This window comes from Streptomyces sp. NPDC007905, from assembly GCF_042959345.1.
Taxonomy (GTDB): domain Bacteria; phylum Actinomycetota; class Actinomycetes; order Streptomycetales; family Streptomycetaceae; genus Streptomyces.
Genome location: NZ_JBIBKS010000032.1, coordinates 13,919 through 34,051, shown reverse-complemented (window position 1 = coordinate 34,051; position 20,133 = coordinate 13,919). Strand labels below are relative to the sequence as shown.

General features: G+C 68.4%; 18 protein-coding genes and 6 pseudogenes. 15 read left to right on the top strand and 9 right to left on the bottom strand.

Annotation, left to right across the window (positions count from 1 at the left end; translation table 11 throughout):
• Positions 1 to 340 precede the first annotated feature (340 nt).
• From ACFZDC_RS37095 to ACFZDC_RS37075, 5 genes are read left to right on the top strand one after another with little or no spacing between them, the layout of a single operon-like run.
• A complete protein-coding gene (locus ACFZDC_RS37095) occupies positions 341 to 880 on the top strand; it encodes a winged helix-turn-helix domain-containing protein (RefSeq protein ID WP_391330860.1) in 540 nt (179 codons plus the stop codon).
• Positions 796 to 1,725, top strand: coding sequence for a transposase (locus tag ACFZDC_RS37090; RefSeq protein ID WP_391330858.1), 930 nt, complete (start codon positions 796 to 798; stop codon positions 1,723 to 1,725). The genes ACFZDC_RS37095 and ACFZDC_RS37090 overlap by 85 nt, the downstream gene beginning before the upstream one ends.
• Positions 1,722 to 3,056 (top strand): neprosin family prolyl endopeptidase, encoded by a 1,335-nt coding sequence (locus tag ACFZDC_RS37085; protein ID WP_391330835.1) that lies wholly within the window; start codon positions 1,722 to 1,724, stop codon positions 3,054 to 3,056. The genes ACFZDC_RS37090 and ACFZDC_RS37085 overlap by 4 nt, the downstream gene beginning before the upstream one ends.
• A 1-nt stretch (position 3,057) precedes the next feature.
• Positions 3,058 to 3,321 carry a hypothetical protein gene (locus tag ACFZDC_RS37080; RefSeq protein WP_391330834.1) on the top strand — a complete coding sequence of 88 codons (264 nt, stop codon included), beginning with the start codon at positions 3,058 to 3,060 and terminating at the stop codon, positions 3,319 to 3,321.
• A 50-nt stretch (positions 3,322 to 3,371) separates the two neighbouring features.
• Positions 3,372 to 3,767, top strand: coding sequence for a hypothetical protein (locus ACFZDC_RS37075; RefSeq protein WP_391330832.1), 396 nt, complete (start codon positions 3,372 to 3,374; stop codon positions 3,765 to 3,767).
• A 582-nt stretch (positions 3,768 to 4,349) separates the two neighbouring features.
• On the opposite strand, the pseudogene ACFZDC_RS37070 reads toward ACFZDC_RS37075, so the two are convergent.
• Positions 4,350 to 4,589 (bottom strand): annotated as a pseudogene (locus tag ACFZDC_RS37070) (ATP-binding protein); the annotation flags it as partial.
• A gap of 378 nt (positions 4,590 to 4,967) precedes the next feature.
• Between ACFZDC_RS37070 and ACFZDC_RS37065 the strand changes: the two are divergent.
• Entirely contained in the window at positions 4,968 to 5,336 is a 369-nt protein-coding gene (locus ACFZDC_RS37065) for a methyltransferase domain-containing protein (protein ID WP_391330856.1), read from the top strand.
• Positions 5,337 to 5,691: 355 nt separating this feature from the next.
• Here ACFZDC_RS37065 and ACFZDC_RS37060 read toward each other — a convergent pair whose 3' ends face one another.
• Entirely contained in the window at positions 5,692 to 6,216 is a 525-nt protein-coding gene (locus ACFZDC_RS37060; RefSeq protein WP_391330830.1) for a hypothetical protein, read from the bottom strand.
• Positions 6,217 to 7,226: 1,010 nt separating this feature from the next.
• On the opposite strand from ACFZDC_RS37060, the gene ACFZDC_RS37055 reads away from it, so the two are divergent.
• Together ACFZDC_RS37055 and ACFZDC_RS37050 are read left to right on the top strand one after the other, a co-directional pair.
• Entirely contained in the window at positions 7,227 to 8,744 is a 1,518-nt protein-coding gene (locus ACFZDC_RS37055; RefSeq protein ID WP_391330829.1) for a helix-turn-helix domain-containing protein, read from the top strand.
• Between the two features lie 240 nt (positions 8,745 to 8,984).
• Positions 8,985 to 9,293: a hypothetical protein gene (locus tag ACFZDC_RS37050; RefSeq protein ID WP_391330827.1), complete on the top strand. Its 309-nt coding sequence runs from the start codon at positions 8,985 to 8,987 to the stop codon at positions 9,291 to 9,293.
• Positions 9,294 to 9,320: 27 nt separating this feature from the next.
• Here the strand turns inward: ACFZDC_RS37050 and ACFZDC_RS37045 are convergent.
• A pseudogene (locus ACFZDC_RS37045) lies at positions 9,321 to 10,553 on the bottom strand (IS701 family transposase).
• Positions 10,554 to 10,725: 172 nt separating this feature from the next.
• Between ACFZDC_RS37045 and ACFZDC_RS37040 the strand changes: the two are divergent.
• The gene (locus ACFZDC_RS37040; protein ID WP_391330826.1) at positions 10,726 to 11,361 is read left to right on the top strand and encodes a hypothetical protein; all 636 of its coding nucleotides are present in this window, start codon (positions 10,726 to 10,728) and stop codon (positions 11,359 to 11,361) included.
• Between the two features lie 177 nt (positions 11,362 to 11,538).
• Here ACFZDC_RS37040 and ACFZDC_RS37035 read toward each other — a convergent pair.
• Together ACFZDC_RS37035 and ACFZDC_RS37030 are read right to left on the bottom strand one after the other, a co-directional pair.
• Positions 11,539 to 11,877 (bottom strand): annotated as a pseudogene (locus tag ACFZDC_RS37035) (IS701 family transposase); the annotation flags it as partial.
• 296 nt (positions 11,878 to 12,173) lie between these two features.
• Positions 12,174 to 12,716, bottom strand: a complete 543-nt coding sequence (locus ACFZDC_RS37030) for a hypothetical protein (RefSeq protein ID WP_391330825.1) — start codon at positions 12,714 to 12,716, stop codon at positions 12,174 to 12,176.
• Between the two features lie 38 nt (positions 12,717 to 12,754).
• Here ACFZDC_RS37030 and ACFZDC_RS37025 point away from each other — a divergent pair.
• A pseudogene (locus ACFZDC_RS37025) lies at positions 12,755 to 13,171 on the top strand (phosphotransferase); the annotation flags it as partial.
• Positions 13,172 to 13,378: 207 nt separating this feature from the next.
• On the opposite strand, the gene ACFZDC_RS37020 reads toward ACFZDC_RS37025, so the two are convergent.
• Positions 13,379 to 14,089, bottom strand: a complete 711-nt coding sequence (locus tag ACFZDC_RS37020) for a BlaI/MecI/CopY family transcriptional regulator (protein WP_391330823.1) — start codon at positions 14,087 to 14,089, stop codon at positions 13,379 to 13,381.
• Between the two features lie 230 nt (positions 14,090 to 14,319).
• Between ACFZDC_RS37020 and ACFZDC_RS37015 the strand changes: the two genes are divergently transcribed.
• The 5 genes and pseudogenes from ACFZDC_RS37015 to ACFZDC_RS36995 form a co-directional block, all read left to right on the top strand.
• Entirely contained in the window at positions 14,320 to 14,607 is a 288-nt protein-coding gene (locus ACFZDC_RS37015) for a WhiB family transcriptional regulator (protein ID WP_391330821.1), read from the top strand.
• Positions 14,608 to 15,321: 714 nt separating this feature from the next.
• Positions 15,322 to 16,098: a MerR family transcriptional regulator gene (locus tag ACFZDC_RS37010; protein ID WP_391330820.1), complete on the top strand. Its 777-nt coding sequence runs from the start codon at positions 15,322 to 15,324 to the stop codon at positions 16,096 to 16,098.
• Positions 16,095 to 16,523 carry a hypothetical protein gene (locus tag ACFZDC_RS37005; protein WP_391330818.1) on the top strand — a complete coding sequence of 143 codons (429 nt, stop codon included), beginning with the start codon at positions 16,095 to 16,097 and terminating at the stop codon, positions 16,521 to 16,523. Before ACFZDC_RS37010 ends, ACFZDC_RS37005 begins: the two co-directional genes overlap by 4 nt.
• A gap of 298 nt (positions 16,524 to 16,821) precedes the next feature.
• On the top strand, positions 16,822 to 17,805 hold the full coding sequence (locus ACFZDC_RS37000; protein WP_391330817.1) for a S8 family serine peptidase: 984 nt from the start codon (positions 16,822 to 16,824) through the stop codon (positions 17,803 to 17,805).
• A 429-nt stretch (positions 17,806 to 18,234) separates the two neighbouring features.
• A pseudogene (locus ACFZDC_RS36995) lies at positions 18,235 to 18,369 on the top strand (IS5/IS1182 family transposase); the annotation flags it as partial.
• Positions 18,370 to 18,911: 542 nt separating this feature from the next.
• Here the strand turns inward: ACFZDC_RS36995 and ACFZDC_RS36990 are convergent.
• The 3 genes and pseudogenes from ACFZDC_RS36990 to ACFZDC_RS36980 form a co-directional block, all read right to left on the bottom strand.
• Positions 18,912 to 19,244: a histone-like nucleoid-structuring protein Lsr2 gene (locus tag ACFZDC_RS36990; RefSeq protein WP_391330816.1), complete on the bottom strand. Its 333-nt coding sequence runs from the start codon at positions 19,242 to 19,244 to the stop codon at positions 18,912 to 18,914.
• Positions 19,245 to 19,373: 129 nt separating this feature from the next.
• Positions 19,374 to 19,523 (bottom strand): ATP-dependent DNA ligase, encoded by a 150-nt coding sequence (locus tag ACFZDC_RS36985; protein ID WP_391330815.1) that lies wholly within the window; start codon positions 19,521 to 19,523, stop codon positions 19,374 to 19,376.
• A 229-nt stretch (positions 19,524 to 19,752) separates the two neighbouring features.
• Positions 19,753 to 20,130: pseudogene (locus tag ACFZDC_RS36980) on the bottom strand (transposase); the annotation flags it as partial.
• Between the last annotated feature and the right edge of the window lie 3 nt (positions 20,131 to 20,133).

Below are 20,133 nucleotides of genomic sequence, written 5' to 3'. Positions count from 1 at the left end.
GTGCGGTGCACCCGGGCTCGGTGCGGTCGTTCGCCGGTGAACGGCCTAATAGTGCTTCGTTACGTCGGGTGATCTCACCTGGTGGTGGGCATCTTCCTAGCATGAGGCTGGGGGAGGTGGAACGGCTCCGAGGTGAGTTATCGGGGTTCGTTGCCGATGTGTTCGGGTCACTGCCGCGGCGGGATCAGAGGCGGTGGGGCGAGTGTTACTGATCTCGGCTCGTTAGGGTGAAGTTTGCTGAACGTCCTGATGTGGGTGTGGTGTTGCCGGTAATCCGTGGTGCGTGAGATATGCGGATGGGGGCGGGCTGACGCCTGCAGCACGGCGGCGCCGGGAAGCGGTGCGGATGCAGGCGGCGGAGCTGTTCGCTCAGCAGGTCAAACCGCCCGAGGTGGCCCGGCAGCTGCGTGTGAGTGTGAAGTCGGCTTACCAGTGGCAGCAGTTGTGGCGGCAAGGTGGTGTCGACGCGCTGCTTTCCCGAGGGCCGAGCGGGGGCCGGTGTCGCCTGTCGCCGCGCTGTCTGGAGAAGCTCGCCGGGTATCTCGAGCAGGGACCGGCCGAGCACGGCTGGACTGAGGACCAGGTGTGGACGGCTGCACGCGTGGCCACGCTGATCGACAGGAAGTTCCACGTCTCCTACAGCGTCTCGGGCGCGACGAGGCTGATGCGCCGGCTCGGTTTCACTCCGCAGATGCCCGCGCGCAGGGTGGCCGAGCGCGACGAAGAGGCCGTGACCGGCTGGAAGGAGGCGACCTGGGTGGAGGTAAAAGGGCCCGGGCGGCCTGCGGGGGCTACATCTGCTTCGAGGACGAGGCGGGCTTCACACGTCGGCCGCCCAAAGGACGCACCTGGGGCCGGCGGGGCCGCACCCCGGTCGTGACGGTGAGCGGGCGGCGCTCGGGGCGCCTGTCTGTGGCCGGGCTGATCGCCTGGCGCCCGGGCTCCCGCACCCGGCTGTGCCACCGCCTGCGCAGGCACCCCGCGGGCAAAGGCAAGCGCCTCAGCATCGGCGAGCGTGACTTCATCGTACTGATCGACGGCGTCCACCAGCTCGTCAAGGCGCCAATCGTGCTGGTGTGGGACCGGCTCAACACCCACGTCTCCCACGCCATGCGTGAGCTGATCGCCGAGCGTGAATGGCTGACGGTGTTCCTGCTGCCCGCGTACTCACCCGACCTCAATCCCGTCGAGGGCGTCTGGGCACACGTCAAACGCAGTCTGGCCAACCATCGCCGTCGTCGCCCTCGACCGCCTGCAAGCGCCGCGATCCCGGCGCCCGTGGGCACCGCCCGCCGACGCCCACGCGGCGTCGGTGTCGAGGCCGACGGGCGCGGGGTTGAGGTACTGCTGGAAGAGCGCCGCAGGATTCGCCCGCCAACCTCGCAGATCGTCGACAGCCACTTGGTCCGCGAGCTGGGGCGGAAACAGGAAGTCGAACCGGTCGGCGACCGCCGGCCACAACTCCTGCAGGACGCTGGGCAGTTCGCAAACGGCTCGGCTCTCGAACGGAACGGAGACCTCGTCGGTGCACTTGATCAGTGCGCGTGCCATGGGCTCTCCTCGGACGGTGGGAGCAGTGCGCCGTGCCGAGCGCGGCTCCCGGCACGGCCGGGACTCAGGCGCACCTTGAAATCCCTCATCGCTCCGGTGGACCGGCAGCGCGCACAGAAAAGGAGCGGTTGCGCGCGTTCACCGCCCGGAGGAGACTGGGTTTCGGGCCCATGAGCCGCATCAGAGCCTTCCGGCCTCGCCTCTTCCTTCTCGTTCCCCAAGGGGCTGCTCCGCGACTGCGGAGACATATCGGCACTCCTCCAAGAGGGCGCATTGCCATGCCATTCGGCAAGATCCAAAGAAACCCCGAAGCACCGCCTGCAGGGCCACGGCCCCGTTCCGGTCAGGACATCGACCGTGAAGCAGCCGAACGGCTCGACGAAATCCGCCAGTACTTCAAGGATCTGTACGCCGGCCGTGACGTCGTCACCCGTACGACAACACCCTCTGGCCAGGAACTCGACTGGGTCCCCCTGGAGTCCCAAACCGTGGGTGTCATAGCCGAACAGCCTCCCCTGGAGCCGGTGGTGGCGCCGCCGGACCCCTCACGCGTCGGCTATCACGTGCCCTTCGAGCTGGTGAACGCCCCTGAATCGACGGGGCCGCCCGGAACCGTGCCGCTGGTGCGCAAGCCGTTGGACCGCATCACCCCGGCGGGTGACCTGCAGGACTACTTGGCCAAGGGCATACGCGCCAAGCGGATTACACCGCCGGACGACCCCGGCACAGCACCGCCCGCCGCGGCGGACGCCGTGCACAAGTACGCACACGCCTACCAGGTGGTGCCGAATTTCGGCACCGAGGGATTCATCAACACCTGGCGCCCGTTCGTGCAGTGGTCGAACGAATTCTCCCTGGGCCAGTTGTGGGTGGTGAACGGCAGCGGATCCGGGCTGCAGACCGTCGAGGTCGGCGCACAGACGTATTTCGACATCTACGGCGACTGGAACCCGCACCTGTTCATCTTCTACACCACCAACGGCTACACGCAGGGCGGCGACAACCTGGGCGGCTACAATCGTGATGTCGCCGGCTGGATACAGAACTCGTCCGTGGCCTTCCCCGGCATGCGCGTATCCGAGAGCATCCTGAACGGGGATCAGTACGACCTCTTCCTCAAGGTCACCCTGTTCCAGGGGAACTGGTGGGTCCAGGTCGGGAACGAGTGGATGGGCTACTACCCCGCGAGTCTGTACAACGCTGCGGGATTGCAGAACCAGGCCGCCACCGCCGACTGGGGCGGCGAGATCGTCGACGACACGGTCAACCACCCCGAGCCGACCTCGACCTGGATGGGCAGCGGACACTTCCCCGCCGAGGGCTGGCAGCACGCGGCCTACATGCGCAACCTTGCCCACCAGATCGACGCCAATGGCACCATGACGGCCCTGCAGGGCTTCCCGTCGGCGACCAACCTGAAAGCCTATCAAATCACCGCTGACTTCTCCGGGAAGTCCAGCTGGGGATCCAACTTCTTCTGGGGCGGCCCGGGGGGCGTGGCCTGACATGCCGCCGAAGGACGAACGCCCGGCGGTCATTCCGTCGGAAGTCGACCCGGACATCGAGTGCGTCCGCGTCGACGACCCCGGCAGCCTGGCCGAGCCCCCCGGCGACCTCACCCCCGCCACCGGCCCCAAGCCGTGCCCCGACGGCTACCTGCCCCGCCGACGCCGCCGCGACTACCACCTCGACGGTAAAAGGGCCGTCACGGACACCCCACCCGTACGCAACCCTGCCGACACGGACAACGGCACGCGTGGACGAGGATGATTCGGATCACCTGAACGGCGTGCATTGCGCCAGAACTCAGGAGCCAAGCCATGCCAGACATAGTCTTCGCTGACGGCGACAACCCCATCACACCGGACAAGACGATTGTCCATGACAACGAGGCCTTCCGGGTCCAGTGGGCGGCACGCAACATCAGCACTCAGGATGTCCCTGCGTTCGTCGACCGCCTGTTGATCCAGAGCATTCCTGAAGGCTGCCCCGGATCCGACAGCACCGATCATGACGTCGTCTTCGACAGCGATACGGACGCCGACCCGAACGATGTCTCCGAGCCGGACCTGCCCATCGGTCAGGCCGGACCCCTGATGAACCCTTCGGTCGGACCATTTCCTACCGGTTCCTACCGATTGACCGTGACCCTGGCCAACGACCTCGGGGTGGGAAAGACAACATTCAACTGCATCGAAATCGTGGACGCAGTCTGACCGCACGAGCGGTCTGTAGCCAAAGGAGGGATCATGCCCTACGGCGGAGCTGCCGCTGGTCCGACGTGCCCTGGAACAGCGACTGTTGGAACCAATGCGGTACTGAACAGTTCCCATTGGTACGAGATCGTCAACGACACGGATGAGGAAATCCTGGTGGACATCCTCATGGAGCTGTCCGATTCTGACGGTAACCACACGTCCGAGTCCCACTCCAACGAGGTAGTGCCCGCGCAGAGCGATATCACTGTCGACAGCGCGCTCTCCATCGTTGCACTGTACTCATCGCCGGGTCCTATATCGGTCACCGCTTCGACGACGATCAGCGGTGCGGTGGCTACAAGCGGCTCGAACAGCTGCACTTTTTCGGTCGCGGCAGACCAGCCGCTCGTGGAACCGCCCCAGATGGTCCCAGGGCGGCGGCTCTTCCGTAGCGCGCGCCGCCGAAGCTCAGCGGCCAGGTCCGGCAGGCGTCTCCTCCACCGCTCGTGACACAAGGCGTCGGGCGGTTCACAGGCCAGAAAGGTTTGCAGGACGGGGCCACCACCAAGATGCTGCGACGGCAGGACGGGCGGATGGGGCGATGTGCAGGCACTGGCTGTCCCACGACATCACCAGTTGCGCGGTGCTGTGCCCGTGCACATGCGCGTTGGTGACCAGTTCCGACACGACCAGCAGCACGTCGTCGGCCGTGTCCGGGTGACGACTCGTCCATCCCAGCTCGTCCAGATGGGCCCGCGCCCAGTCACGCGCCGTTGTGACCTGACTGTTGAGCGGCAACGAGCGGGCCCAGCCCACCGCGCGCAGCGAACGTCCATTCATGTCTTCCTTGCCCCTGCAGACTGTTCCCTTCTTCGGCGTGGGCGCGGACACGCCGAATGCGTGCCGGTCGGCGGTGCGGCCCACTCCGCGTGCCGCACCGCCTGAGGGAATTGCGGGCAAGGGTCCCGCAAGGGGCGGGTCTTCCCAACAGTGAGGCATGAACACGGCGCGTCGCATCCGCCGCCGCGCCGAGTACTGGGCCTGCATGCAGGACCAGCTTGGCTCGGTCCCCCCAATCTCCGGCTTGTACCTGAAAGACCGTCACACGGGTGCAGTGGGGGTCGTGGTCACCTGTCGAATGACCCGCAGAGCGTGGTCGAAGGTCACGCTCGAGTACAGCAAGCGCGTCGTGGCCCGGACGGGTAAAATTTTCACTTCATCGCACCCGACTCGGACGCGGTCTGCCTGGACGCCGCCTGCGGCACGGGTATCGTCGCCCGCGCCCTGGCACCCCGGGTACGGCACGTCACCGCCCTGGACACGACGCCGGAGATGCTGGCGCAGGGCAAGGGGCAGGCGGACGCGGAAGGTGTCGCCAATCTCGTCTTCCAGAAGGGCGACGCGGCCGCGCTGCCCTTCCTGGACGGCTCCTTCCCCCTGGTCGTGTCGCGCTTCTCGCTGCACCACGTCGCCTCCCCCCAGGGGGTCGCCGCCGAGTTGGTGCGGGTATGCCGCCCCGGCGGGCGGGTGGTCGTCGCCGACATGGTCGCGCGCCCTGATCTTCCCGGCTACGCCGACAGGGGTTGATGGCGATGACGTGGTCCAGGAACGGGAACATGCCGAGGTCGTCGATCCGGCGCCGTAGCGCGGCCTGGGCCGGGGTGTCCGGCAGGAACAGTCCGTGCAGCGCGTAGAACATACGCAGACCGACCAGCACCTCTCGCGCGCGCACCAGCTCCTCATCGCTCGCCCGCTGCACTCGAGCCACCATGTCCGCGTTCTGCTGGAGCAGTCCCCAGTCCAGCTCGGGCCCCTCGCCGCGCTTGGCCGCGCTCAGCATCTGTGCCCAGTCCTCGGCCGTCAGCCCGGTTACTCGCCGGATGGGTATGTTCTCGTCCGTCGTGAGGTTGACCACGACAGACCGGGCGGAGCGGCTCCGCTGTCAGCGGTTGCTCGTGGTGCCGATGTCGACGATGTGGTTGTACCGCTCGACCAGCACGAAAAGCTTGATCTTCTGCGTCGTCTCCCCGCTGCCGAAGGTCAGGGTGACGATGACCTCATGGCCGTTACCCACGGCGCCGTTGTCGGTCACCGTCCACTTCCGCGGGACGTTTTGAGCACGCAGGACACCGTCCGCCCCGTGCTTCTTCTCCCAGGCCGTCAGTCGCTTGGCGAAGTCGGGCGTCAGGTAGTGCTTGCGGAGCACCGTCTCCAGTGTGGCGTCCGGGTCCGTGTAGTCGCCGATCGCGTCGATGTACGCGCCGTAGAAGTCGGCGACCCGGGTCACCACTTGGCCGCTCGTGCCGCTGACGGACTGCGGTGCGGCGGCGGACGACTTTGCGGGGGCATGGACGGATGCCTGTGCCGACACCTGTGTCGACACACCGAGTCCGACAGCCAGGACGAGGCCGGCGGCGACGGCCGCGCGACGGCCCGGACGGCGGTGTGCGGGGGACTTCCTGTTCATGTGTATCTTCCTTTTCTGTTCCATATGTGGTTGCTCTCGGCCCGGTGTCTTCGTGCCGGGGCCGTCGTGTGGCTATCGCCTTTTCGGGTCGGCGGGCGCTGCCCCGGAGTCATGAACATCTGCTGCTGCGCGGACCCATTCCCCCCTGCCGAGGCTCGGAGCGCGATCGACGACGCCAAGTCCTGCCGAATCGCGCCGAATGACCCTGTCAGCGGTCGATTGGCCGCCCTCCCCACCCCCGTGGCGGAGGGCGGCCCCGGTCATGCGGTCAGCGGAGCTTGTCCACGGCCCGTGACGGCCGTCTTCTTGGAGGCCTTCACCGGCGCATGCCGGAAGTCGCGAGACGGGTGTCAAAGACGCCCCAGGAGGTCACCGGTGCAGGCCGTATCCGTGCCTGCCCTCTTCGGCAGGCAGCGTGCCGTAGTCCTTCAGCGTGGCCCCGGTCTCCGGGCCGGCCTTCTCGATGCGTGCGCACAGGACTTGATGTCGTCGCTCGGCCGCGAGAAGCGCCCCTTCACCACAGCCGTCCTGGACAACTGCACGCTGACCTGACGGACGGTCGCTCCTGTCGAGTTCGGTGCGGAGCTCCCGGTACCAGGTCCGGGCTGTCGCAGCCCAGCGCCATGCGTAGACAGCGGTCCTGTTCCACCGCCTCCGGTACGCAGGCGGTGACCTTGCCGACCGTTCAGGACGAGCTTGGATGCGACGGGAGTTGGGCCGCCGTGAGGAAGCCGACGCCTTGGCCGCGACGTTTGCCAGTGTGGCGAGCGTCGTGCCGAGGGCGAGCCCGTGACGGCGAGTGCGAGGGGCGGGCCTGCTCGAGTGCGCTGGGGCATGGGTGTCTCCCGTGGATGAGTGCATGAGTGTCGCTTGTCGCCCGCCGCCGACTGGCCGGTCCGGTCCTGGTCGGTGCGACACCAAGAGCATCAGCCGTCACGACGGCTCGGCGCAACGCCGGACGCCCGCCCGGCGAGGGTGGAACCATCCCAGCCCATCTGACGTGCAGGTATATGGACAGCCTGAGATACGGGGACACGTGGGAGGTTGGGGGAGCGGTGTCGACCGAGGACGACGTCGAGCAGTTCGCGGCGCTGCTGCGCCAGCTGAAGGACCGCACGGACCGGAGCTACGGCTCCCTGGCCCGCCGTCTCGGTATGAATACCTCCACGCTGCACCGCTACTGCGCGGGCGAGACGGTCCCGCAGGACTACGCCCCGGTGGAGCGGTTGGCCGCCTTCTGCGGAGCAACACCGGAGGAACGCCTCGATCTGCACCGCCTATGGCTGCTCGCGGTGACGGCACGACAGCGGCCGAGGGCGGGTGAGGAGACAGCGGAGCCGACAAAGACCGAAGGGGCACTGAAGCCGACAGGGGACGAGCGGGCTTCGGGTCCGGACAGCCGGACAGCGGGGCGTGCGGGTGGCAGCACGCGCAGTGTGCGTGGCGGCGCCGACGGCATCGGTGGTGACGGGGACGGCACGAGCGGTTCACCACCGCGACTCGATGCGGGCGCCCCCGACGCCGCACTGGCTGCTCCCGACGCTCCCGGACCGGGCAGTCGCGAGTCGACGGCCCAGTGCGATGCGGTCCGCTCAACTGGACGGCCCTGGTACCGCCGTCGCCGTACCGCCGTCGGCACAGCCACGGCGACCGTACTGCTGGTGACGCTGGGCAGTATGTCGGCGCTGTCGGCCGACCGGTCTCACGACAACTCCGCCAAGGCCCCCGGTCAGTCCCGTACGACAGGAACCGGTACGTCACACCACCCCTCCGCCACTGCGGCCAGCCCCTCCCGCAGCCGTTCTTCGGCCTCGTCCTCCACAGGAGTACGGGCTTCAAGGAGCCCCGAGTCGAAGGGCGGATCGGCTGAGACGAAGAGCGGCGCCCCCGTGCCAACCGGTGTGCCGCTCGCCTGGACCGCCGACTCGCAGATCTGGGACGGCGGTTGCGGGCACGACTACGTCATCGGCAAGGAGCCGGCCCAGGTGCCCCCGCCGCCGGTAGAGCAGGACGCCGGAGTGTGGGCAGCGACGCAGCAGGCGGTACCTGGGCGGCAGACGATGGTGCAGATCTCGGTGCAGGGGAAGTCGTCCACGGCCGTGGTCCTAGCGGCCCTCCGGGTCCGTATCGTCAGCCGCGGCACCCCGGTCACCGGCAACGCGTACGCCATGGGCCAGGGCTGCGGCAGTGATCTGCCGCCCCGCAACTTCTCCGTGAACCTGGACGTCGACCGGCCGATCGCCCACGCGCGCCCCGGCAACGACAGCGGAAAGCCCGTCCCCGCGGTGCAGTTCCCCTACCGCGTCTCCGCCGAGGACCCGGAGGTGCTGCAGGTCACCGCGACGACCGAGGCCTACGACTGCAACTGGTACCTGGAACTCGACTGGTCATCCCAGGGCCGCACCGGCACGGTCCGCATCGACGACCACGGCCACCCGTTCCGCACCAGCAGCATCAAGGGGCTGCCCCACTACTGGTACGGCACGAACGACCACGGTGTGCGTCAGTGGGTACCCACCGACTCTTGAGGGAACGTGGGAGCTGTTCGGGCCATTTTCGCGATGTGACCGTTCCCCGTCACCCAGGCCCATGCTGCTGGAGGGGCCGGTTGCTGCCGCTTCGGCTAGGAACGCCGCTGCATTCCACTCAGGTTCGGTGTCGGCTCCGGCTGACACCTGTCATATGCAATACCGGATGCAAAGCACTGGGGCTCGCGGGTCGACGTCCGTACGGTCAACGGGGAGAACCCACAGAAGACCGACGTCAAGGTGAGCCTGATCGGCGGTCATCGCCTGGCAGGAGCCACCCTCCACGAGAAGACCGTCACTGCTTCCCTCATCGGTGGTGCCAACGTCGATCTGACGGACATCGACATCCCGGACGGCACCGAGTTGCGCATCACCAAGTTGAGCCTGATCGGCGGCGTAAGCCTCAAGGTCCGCCACGACGTCCGGGTGGAGATCCACGGGCTGCGCCTGGGCGGAGTGAAAGACGATGGTCCGAGCAAGCCGGGTGGCCCGACGGTCCGGATCGACGCCTGGGGCCTGGTTGGCGGCGTCAGCGTCAGCCGCGCCTAGTACTCCAGTTGTAAATCATGATCTTCATCATTGATGGGCGGCCTGCCGTTCGTAGTGGCAGGCCCTGGACCGGGCTTGATGGCGTCGACGCCAGGTGGACCAGCCCAGGTGATGTGCGGCTGGGGCGAACGGTGGTGATGAGTGCGGCGAACAGGTGCTGGATCTCGTTGCAGGTCAACGGAATCAGCTCGCCTGGGGCCGGTCGGTGATGGTGTTCGTGTGCGGTGACTGCGGCCAGGAAGGCACGGGCGAGCATCGCGAGGGTGACCCAGCGGTGCCAGGACGTCCAGCGTCTGACCTGGTGCTCGTCCAGCCCGGCCAGGCCCTTGGCGGCCTGGAACGTCTCCTCGACGGTCCACCTGCGCCCGGCCACCCGCACCAGCGTGGCCAGCGGCACCGGGGTGGCCGAGTAGCTGCGGTAGAAGGCCAGTTCGCCGCTGCTGCGGTTGCGGCGAACGAGTGGATGGCGGTGACCCGGCTGGCCGTCGGCAACGTCAGCCAGGGCCCAGTCGTAGAAACGGTGCCCTTTGGCGCCAGCGCCTGCGGAAAGCTTCTGCCAGGCCCGTTTCGGCAGCTTCCTGGCCAGTGCATCGGCCCGCACCTTGCCCGCCCGGGTGGCGATCTGGTGATCGCAAGCGACCGCGAGGACGTAGCCGAGCTGGCGGTCTTCCAGCGCGCCCCGCAGATGCGGATTGCCTCCGTAGACCTCGTCTGCGGCCACCCGGGCTGCACGGATCCCGGCACCAGGGCCCGGTCGATCATACGGAGGGCGAGCGCGGGCTTCGTGGCGAAGCCGACCTCCTCGGGAATCCCGGCCAACCGACAGCGGGCCGCATCCGTGATCCACGAGCGCGGCACATACAGTTCCCGGTCGATCGCCGCGTGCCTGCGTCGGCTGGAATAGGCGAGGTAGACGGCGACCTGGCTGTTCTCGACGCGGCCGGCGGTGCCGGTGTACTGGCGCTGCACGCCGACCGTGGCGGTGCCCTTCTTCAGGTCGCCGGTCTCATCGACCACCAACACCACGTCCTCATCATGCAGTTGCCCCACGACGAAGCTGCGCAGGTCGTCACGGACCGCATCGGCGTCCCGCTTCGCCCTCGACAGCAGATGCTGCAGGCCGTACGGGGTGGCATTGCCGGCGTGCTCGGCCAGAGTCCAGCAGTTTTTCCGAGGCAGATCCGACAAGAGCCCGAGCACGAACTCCCGCGCCCGCCTCCGTGGTTCCACTCGGGTGAACCGTCCCGCCATGCGGCCCATCAGAGCCTCGAACATGTCCTGCCAGTGGGCGGGATCTATGCTGTGGCCTGCGGCCACTGCCTGATCTTCTGTCTTCACACACCGATGATCAACGGTGGCCGCATCCGCGCCACTCGCCCCCAGCCATCCCGTGGGCACAGGGCCTACGCGCGCGTCGGGCAGGGGGCTAATCATGTGGTCGACCACTTCACGGCCGGCGCTCCGGCGCTTCGTCGGTGCCGTCGCGATCGGCGTGGCCCTGGCCGCGACCTCAGGATGCACGGTTCCCGTCGATGCCGTCGCTGGCATCTCCGTGACCGGCGACGGTCATCTGCTCGGCGTCATGATGGTGTGCGGACATCAGATCGATGGCGCGACCCTCTACGTGGACAGCGACGACGTCGACAAGACGGTGACGGTCGGTTCATGGACCGCTGACCGTCCCCTCACGCCCGGTCTCGGCACCTGGACCCTCGATTCTCCTGCTGCTGGCTGGACCGCAACCAGATCTCTAGCTCCGCTCACCGCCAAGACCACCTACGCTCTCTACGGCTGGACCAAGGACAACTCATGGTCATCAAGCAGCGTCTCTTTCACCCTGGCCGACCGGGACGGGCTCACCCCGGGAAAGGTTCGCTACAGCAACATCTCGGACAACGGCGACGAAATCCGCAATCACCGTCTCTATAGCGGAGTTCAAAGCCAGAGCCTGCCAGAACATGTAACGCCACGGCGCCCTCGGCCAGGCCGGGGCACTCCCGTTGTCGGGAGCACGCTCAACCTTCACTGCCACAAGACGCAAGATCACGATCTACAACTGGAGTACTAGTACTCCAGCCGGACTTCTGTATTTCTGCTGGTCAACGGCTTGGCGGTGGGGAGTGTAGCGGGGGTTGGGCATGCGCGGGACGGTCTTGGACAGGTCGTCCCACCAACGTGTGTCCGCGCCGCTTGTAGTGACAGCGTCGGGCTCGTGCCTGGTGACGGCGGCGCCATCGTGACCAGTTCACCGCGTGATCGCGGCGTGCAGGACGGTGGCGGGGTTGAGTTGCCAGCAGACGACGGATTTCGGCTGGTGTGAGGTCCACGAGGTCGGGTGTGTCGGCCTCGGCACCCCCTTTTCACGTTCCTGCACGGCCATCACCACGAGGAACGCGTGGGCGAGCATGGCAAGCGTGATGTGCCGGTGCCAGCCAACGTAGCGGCGGACCTCGTACTGGTCCAGGCCGCACTCGTTCTTCGCGCTCTGGAAACACTCCTCGATCTTCCAGCGGCAGCCGGCGACGCGGACCAGGTCGGCGACGGTTGCGTCCAGTGGAGCGCAGGCGAGGTAGTAGGCGATCTCGTCGGACCTGCGGGTTTGGCACCTCGGCCAGCCGTTCCAGCAGGCCTGAGCTCCTCGGGTCCGACCTGCGGTTTCTCGCGCAGTTGGTCAAGGGCAGGCGGGATCAGAGATGATGCGTCGGCAGGCACGGTCTTCCACTTGGATCACGGGGCGTGGAGAGCTCCATGATCTTGGAAGCCGCGCCTGTCACGTTCCGAGAACACCGCCGCTGAGCTGACAGTCCGCCACGAACCGGGCATCACCCGACTACGCCGAAGCCCTGCCATTCCGGGTGCTGAAGCTGGGCCCGGTCGTGGTCAGGGCAGCAGCTGGCGTGTTTCGATCCAGGGCAGAAGCCGATCGCGCGTCGGGCCGGGCTGCAGATACCCGATGAGCCCCTCCAGGTGCGCTGTCAGGTTCTTATGACGCCGCAGCGCGCGGATCTGTTCGAGGGGAAGCTCACGCCAGTTGCTGGCGAGGGCTGCGGCTTCCGATGGCGAGAACGCCAGTGCGGCGAGCGTGTCGGCCGCCAGTGCCTCTGGACTCCAGTCGGAGTTCTCGTTCGCGGGACCGAGGTGGTCGATCATCCAGGTTCGCAGCATGAAGTCCTGCTGGAGTTCGCGCGCTGACCCCTCAGCGCCAGTGCCTCGCATGCGCCTGTTCACCGGCAGCGACAGCTCAGCCCAGTGCCGACGCGCGTCGCGAGGCTGGTTGGAGTCGTAGGCGTGTTGTTGGGCAACAACGCGGACCGACTCGAGCTGCGAGCAGTCGTGAGCGTCCGCGGTGAACGCCTGGAGGCGTTCGATCGGCCAGGTGCTCAGATCATGCTGTGGTTCCTTCTGATCTGTACCGGTGCTCACTGGCCTTCGCTCCTGGTCGTAGGGATGCCGAGACCGACGCCCCCGGTCTCCAGCGCAAGGAGCGCCGATGGCTGCCCGTCCTGGCCCCGCGCCTGCCGCTCCCGGTCCCCAACCGGACCGGTGAACCATCCGCTCGCCTCCCGCGCCCCTGGACCATCATGACGTGGGTTCCTGGCGAGCCGCTGGATCACACCCCGATCAGCCACGGCGACAGCGCGGCCGACACACTTGCAGGCTTCCTCAAGGCGCTCCATGTGGAGGCGCCCGCCGAGGCGCCGACCAGTTCGGACCGCGGGGCTCACCCCTAGGAGTGCACCGACCGTTTCGACCATTTCTTCCAAGCCGTTGTCCCCAACGGCATTGCTGGCGAGGTCCGGGCCGTCTGGGACGATGCCGTAGCGGCCCCCGCGTGGGAGGGCCCACCGGTATGGGTGCATGGTGACCTTCATCCCGCACAGCGACGATCCTGCGGCCGAGCAGCAGCGGCACACGCAGCACGTGCCGACATCGCACAGCCCCGTCCGCCCAGCATGACGCCACCCGGCTCTCTCTGCCGCGGCCATCGGCCTTCGCGTATCGGAATCCGGAGTCGCCCTCCCGGCCGACGGACGAGTCCCGAAACGCATGAGGTTGCCGCCCGGCCGCACCGCGGCGTGGGGGCGTCAGGACCCCACGCCGACCTTCACTCCCTCTTCGCTCGCCGGGATGTCAGCCGCCTCGGCTGCTGCGGACGCCGTTGTGTCCGCCTTCTCGGCCCCAGCCTGCTGGAGTGCGGTGTAGTAGACGGTGCTTCCCTGCTTCGTCCGCTCGACGCGGCTCTTGGCGACGAGCCGCTCCAGTGTGTTGCGCACCGTGTTGATGTCACGAGCGCGCTCGGGAAACGTCTGCTCCAAGGCGCCGGCGACCTCGCCAGCGGTGCGCGGCTCGCTGGGCTGCTTGGCCAGGATGAGCAAAAGGAGGTCGCCCAGAGCGAGTTCGCCGCTCCTGGCTGCGGTCTTCTCGGCGGCCGCCTTCTTCGCGGTCTTCTTCGCCGGGTCCTTGGCCGTGGTCTTCTTCGCCGGAGCCTTGACGGTCTTCTTCACCGTGCCCTTCTTGGCTCGGCCCGCCTGCCCGACCGGACCCGCTTCCTCCTGCCGCGGCTGCGGGACCGGCGCTTCCTCCGGTGCCTGGGCGGACGACTGCGCCGCGTCGGCGGCTTCCCCGTGGACCTGGGCGTCAGCCAGGGAGCCCAGCACGCCGCGCAGCCACTCCTCCTCCGCCCTGAGCCGATCCAAACGCGCCTGGAGCTCTTGTTGTTCGGCGAGGATCTTCTCGAGGTCGGCGGCAAACTGAGAGGCGTACCGCTCCTGGATGGTGTCGAGCTTGTCGGCCACGGCAGTTCACGCTCCTTGGATCCGTGGTGTGTTGCGCCGGATGCTACCCACCTCAGCTCCACATGGCTCTTGTCCCGCCAGAACGCACCCATACGAAAACACACCAGTGATGGCCCACCATGCGGGCCGGCACAGGTCTTTGCTCCCCACAGTGTTGAGCAGACCGGAGCCCGTGAGCGTGGTGTGTGGTGGGCGGCGTAGGGTCGCTGAAGGGAAGTTGAGGGGGAGCCATGACCAGCGCGCACTGGGTTGAGCTCGCGGCCTGCCGGAGCACCGAACCCGACGAACTCTTCGCACAGGGCGCCGAGCAGAACCGGGCGAAGGCAGTGTGCACGGGATGTGTGGTGCGCACCGAGTGTCTGGCCGAAGTACTCGACCATCGCATCGAGTTCGGCGTATGGGGCGGCATGACCGAACGCGAGCGCCGGGCCTTGCTGCGCCGTCGTCCGGACGTCGTTTCCTGGCGGACGGTTCTGGAGGACGCGCGTCAGGCGTATGAGCGGCCCGCTGCTGGTTGACCGCCTGATGCGTCCGTCGGCGCAGCGGTGCGGGCCATTCTGCCTCGGTCATGAGAGGCGGAGGGAGGCTTCGACGCCAAACGTCGGCGGACCGGGACGTTCGTACTGCGGACCGCAGCGGCCGATTGTGAAGCATCGGTTCCCGCCCGGGGGGAACAGGCCGGGCATCCGGACCTCGCTGCCTCCCGCAGGGGCTGTCCTGTTGTGCATGAGGGCACACTACGGCGACCGCCGGACGGTCGGCCGTTTCCGAAGCCGTGAGTACAGCGGGGTAGCGGCACTGGACTTCCTCGCCCGCGCCTGGCCCGGCCTGTTGCCCGCACGCCACCGATGAGAGTGCGAATAATGATGTTGTTTCGTACGCTTTCAGTTCCCGGTTCTGACAGGACAGCCGGGATCCGGCGGTCCCACGCTCCGATCGCACGCCGCGCGGGACCGCCTCAAAGACCACGGCCGAGCGCCGTAGGCTGAGCATGCCGATGCGCCAGGTGTCATTCCTGGCCCTGTGGGGCCCGGCGAGTGAGCCGGGTCCCCATCACTTCTTCGGGCCATGGCTTCGCGAGCGCGCGCCAGCTTGCTCCCGTCGAGGTCTGCCGGCATCCGCCGCGGCCGCTGCCTCATGATCCCAACGTGCGGAATCAGGCACGGCAGCCAGGCGAGTCCGCAGGTTCGGGCTTGACCTTCCAGCCGGGTCGAAGGTTTACCGTCGCAGGCATGACGAGCTACCGCATCTCGCAGCTGGCCGAGCGTAGCGGCGTGCCGGCGACCACGCTGCGCTTCTACGAGGACGCGGGACTGCTCCCCGCGGACCGCACGCCGTCCGGGTACCGGATGTACGGCGAAGACGCGGTGGAGCGCCTGGCCTTCATCTCCTCGGCCAAGTTGCTGGGCCTGGCCCTGGAGGAGATCCGTGAGCTGTTGGACGTCCGGGAGGAGGGAGCGTGCGCCTCGGTCCGGGCGTGGATGCTGCTGCTGGTTGCGGATCGGATCGCGGAGACGGACGGCCGGATTGCCGAGCTGCGCGCGTTCTCCGCCCACCTGGCCGGCGTCCACGCCGCTCTGTCGGGCCCGGCGCCCGCGGGTGCGTGCGGGCCGGACTGCGGCTGCACCACAACCAGCCCGGCAGCGGCGGCAGGGCCTGTGCCGATCAGGCTGTCACCGACCCGCCTCTCCCCGGCCGCCGAGCCATGGCGGGACGCTCCCGTGGCGTGCGCACTCGGCGGCGCCGAGCTGGGCGAGCGCACCGAACAGTGGCAACAACTGGTTGGCAAGGCCGAGGGGCGCGAGCAGATCCCCGACGGAGTACGCCTTTCCTTTCCCGCCGACGCCGAGCTCGCCGGTGAGATCGCAGCACTCGCCGCGGCTGAACAGGGCTGCTGCGCCTTCTTCGACTTCACCCTGCGCCTCACCCCGGCCACTGCCCAGCTGGAGGTGCGGGCGCCCGAGTCCGCCGCCGGGATGCTGGCCGGCCTCTTCGGAGCCACCGCATGACCGCCTCCTCTCCCCGCCCTTCCCGGCCCTGGGGCACGCTCGGCGCCGGCGCGGCCGCGCTCGCCGCCTGCGCTGTGTGCTGTGCTGGCCCGATCCTGGCCGTCCTCGGCGGCATCGGCGTCACCTCCGCGATCGGCGCACTGTGGATGCCCGCCCTCGCGGTACTGGCCTTGGTCGCCGGACTCGGCGTCCTCGTCGTACGGCGCCGACGCCGGACGGCGTCCTGCCGCACGGCAGGCGCACAGGCCGACCTCGGCATGCCGACCTTCGGCCCGCCCCCGGAAGCGGACGGGACAAGAGCTCCTAACGAAGGCGTCGGCCATGCCGGTGGGCGACCTGTGGTTGATGTGCGCAGGTGGCCGGAGGGGCCCGATGCCGCGCGTGGGTCGGGCCCCTCGTCTGCGCACGGTGTCCACGGGGGGTGACGTCTGTACGCGTCGCGTACTCAACCGCCGCGACTTTGCCCGACAGGATTCCGTCGAGCGCGTGAACCGACCCACCCGCACGCCCCGCCGGAACCGCCCGCCCCCTGTACTCGTCTTGTGCGCTGACCGTGTACTAAGCAGGGATATGGGGGACGTTGTGACGCGGAACGTGACGAAGGCCGGTCTCATGGTGGTGGCCATGGCGACGGTGCTAGGGGCCTCGGCCTGCGGCGGGGGAGCCGGCGCGGCGGCCGGGGGGAGCGGCGGGACGCTCCCTGCGCACGGGCAGGGGGAGTCCGTGGCGCGCTCCGTGGACGGGGCGTCGCCCGGCTCGGCGCCGACGTCTTCCGGCACCGTGGGGAAGTTGTCCGGTATCGCGCAGACCGCGGCGTCGCCCATCACCCGGCACGTGCCGTGGAACCTGGACATTCTGGACCAGCGGTCGCGGCCGCTGAATGGGCAGTTCACCACCGCTGCCACGGGCAAGGGCGTTCACGTCTACGTGATCGACACCGGGATGGACATCGCCCACAAGGAGTTCGGCGGGCGCGCCCATCTCGGCGCCGACTTCGTGGGCCCGAAGGACTCCGATGACTGCTTCGACGAGGGGGGGACGGGCCACGGCACATTCGTCGCGGGCGTCATCGGCGGGACGAGGTACGGGGTGGCGCCCAAGGCGGAGCTCGTACGGGTCCAGGGCATCCTGTGCGAGAGCGAGGGCGGCGGCTCCCCGGCGGCGGCCGAGGAGGCCGTGGTGAAGTCGGTCAAGTGGGTCACCGCTCACGCACAGAAGCCTGCGGTGGTGAACATGTCGCTCAACTTCGACCACCGGTCGGCGGCCGTGGAGTCCGCCGTGAAGAAGATGGTCGACGCGGGGATCCCGACGGTGGTGTCGGCCGGCAACTTCCATGACGACGCCTGCAAGCACTCCCCGGCCGGCGTCCCCGGCACGATCGTCGTGGCGGCCTCCACCTCGAACGACCGCGCGTGGAGCGACGGCGGTTCCTACGGATCGGGCTATGGGCGGTGCGTGGACCTGTACGCCCCCGGCCAGAAGGTCACCGCCGCCCTCGCTGGCGGCGGTACGACCACGGAGAACTACGGCGCGACGTCCTGGGCCGCGCCGCACGCGACCGGCGTGATCGCCCTGTACCTGTCGGCGCACCCCCACGCCACGGCCAAGGAGGTCCACGTCTGGCTCGACCACATGGCCACCCGTGGTGTCGTGCGCGGCGTCCGCTCCGACACTCCCAACCGGCTGCTCAACACCGGCGGCCTCTGACCGGCCCCGGCGCCCCGGAGCTGTCCGCTGCGGTTCCGCTGCCTCCTGGGCTGCGAGCACCTCCACACCGACGTCTCCTAACTCCCCGAACCTGAGGCCTACTTCGCTGACCTGTGCGCAGCCGCGAGAAGCTGATGCCGGCGAGCCGTAGCGGTATCGGTGTCGTCGTCCCAGGCGCGGTCGCGGACCTGCAGGCCGGACACCCCGGACAGCCGGCCGTGCAGCGAGGCGATGGTGCTGCTGCAGCCGCGCCTGGTCCTGGGCGATGACTTGACGCGGAACCGACGTCCCGCCCGGCGACGGGGTACGCCTCGCAGCGTCGTTCGATCTCATCGAGTTCGTCATCGCTCATGCTGCCGGGGCTGTTCACGGTCGAGGGCACTCCTGTCAGAGGTACTTGCTGCTCGGCGCCAGGCGGGCAGGCCCGGCAGCAGGGCAGTCCAAGAAACGCGCACGCTCCTGGCCGAGCGGGGATGCGCGGTCCCCAACCGGCCTGACCTGCGATTGCGGACGTTGACGGACGTGTTCGCTTATGCCCAAGCCGAGGGCATCGAGCTCCGCCTCGGACAAATTCCGGGGCTGGTGGGCGAGTACGGCGGCATGCCCGGCGCCCGCATCACCCTCACCGATGAGGAGACCGGCGACGTCCTGACCTCCTGGCCCGACGAGCAATAGTTCACCGACGTGACCCCGTCTCGCGGCTGAGCACGGTGAAGGCGCAGGACTCCCGCACACGCCGGTCGTCGCGCTTTCTGGTCCGTGCGCCGCCGGGCCGCGCCTCCGGGCCGGGGCCAGGTCGGCCGCCAGGTCCAGGCCCTCGCGGAGGGCGATGACTTCCAGTGTCGGCCGCTGCGCCGGACTCGGCAGGGGTGAGACAGTCCGTGCGCGCGGCTCTCAGCAGAACAGGCGAGGTATGAGCGGACTGTCGGCCATGAAAAGCGGGATACACCCTGCACGTACGCGGGCAGCTTGGCCAATTACGGCCGCAAGCACATCAGTTCACGAGAAAGAGCAGATCAGCGTGGCACACGCAGGCCGCGCACGCCCGGACCTTCCTTCGCATGCACGTCGACTTCCCGGCATTGGGCCGGGTAATCGTTCGTGGGTCAGTGAGCGGCGTCGAACGCGTCTCGGATTTCCTTGGGGACACGGCCGCGGTCGTTCACCTCAAGGCCGTTCTCCCGAGCCCACGCACGAACCTCTTCCGCACTGGGAGCGTCCGCGGCGTCCCTGCGTACCCGCCCCGTCCCCTTCGTCCGGCCCATCTTCCGGCCCTTCTCGATGAACGGCCGGAGCGCCGCGTCCAGCTTGTCGTAGTTCTCCGGAGTGAGGTCGATTTCGTAGTTAATGCCGTTCAGGGAAAACCAGTGCGTGCTGACCTCGCTCGATTCCGTACCGGTGAGGTCGTCCGAGTAAACGGTCACAATCTTCTGAGCCATGGCCGGATGCTACCCAGCCGCTCCGGAGTAGTAGACAGAGAATTCGATCTGGTGGTCACTGTCGGAAGGGCCTCCGACTTTCCAACATGGGGGTTGAGGAACCTCCCGCCGCCGCGTAGCGGCGTAGCCTCACTCCCCTTCGCCGAACTTCGGCACTTGCATCGGATGCAACTCCGCTCGAACCCGGTGCCAGCGCGCCGGTTGACGCCAGCGTCCGGCGCTGTCGCGGGCGACGTCAACGCCGACCTCCACCACCAGCTCCGGCGCCACGAGGGTCACGTGCAGAGTCTCACGCGAGCCCCACCCGGCGGAGAACGTCCAGCCCGTCCAAGGGTGGTCGTCTCCGGCTGGGGTGAGGAGCCCGGCGACCGCCCGGCCCGCGGTCTGCGGGAGCGTCGTGCTGCGCCCGGACGTACCGCAGGCGCCCATCGGTGTCGTACCGGCCCAGCAGCAGCGTGCGGGGCGCCGCCGGAGAGCCGGTGAACGCGCCGACGACGGCGTCCTCGGTCTCGCGGACCTTGTGCTTGCGCCAGCCCTCGCGGTCGAAGGTCGGTGGTCTGCCGCACCGGCTGCCGCGTCGCAGCCGGTGTCCCCGCTGGTCGGCAGGCACCGGGATGACCGCCCGGATTCCGCGTCTGCACAGGTGGTCGCGGATCGCGCGGGACGAGTAGGCCCTGTCCGCCAGGACCACATCCGGCCTGGTGCGCGGACGCCCACGCCGTCGGGGGACGCGCAAGCGAGCCATGACGTCCGTGAAAGCGGGTGCGTCGCCGGCCTGCCCGGCGGTGAGAACGAACGCCAGAGGCCGGCAGCGAGCATCGGCAGCGAGGTGGATCTTCGTGGTCAGCCCGCCGCGGGACCGGCCGATGGCGTGGTCGGCAGGTTCGCC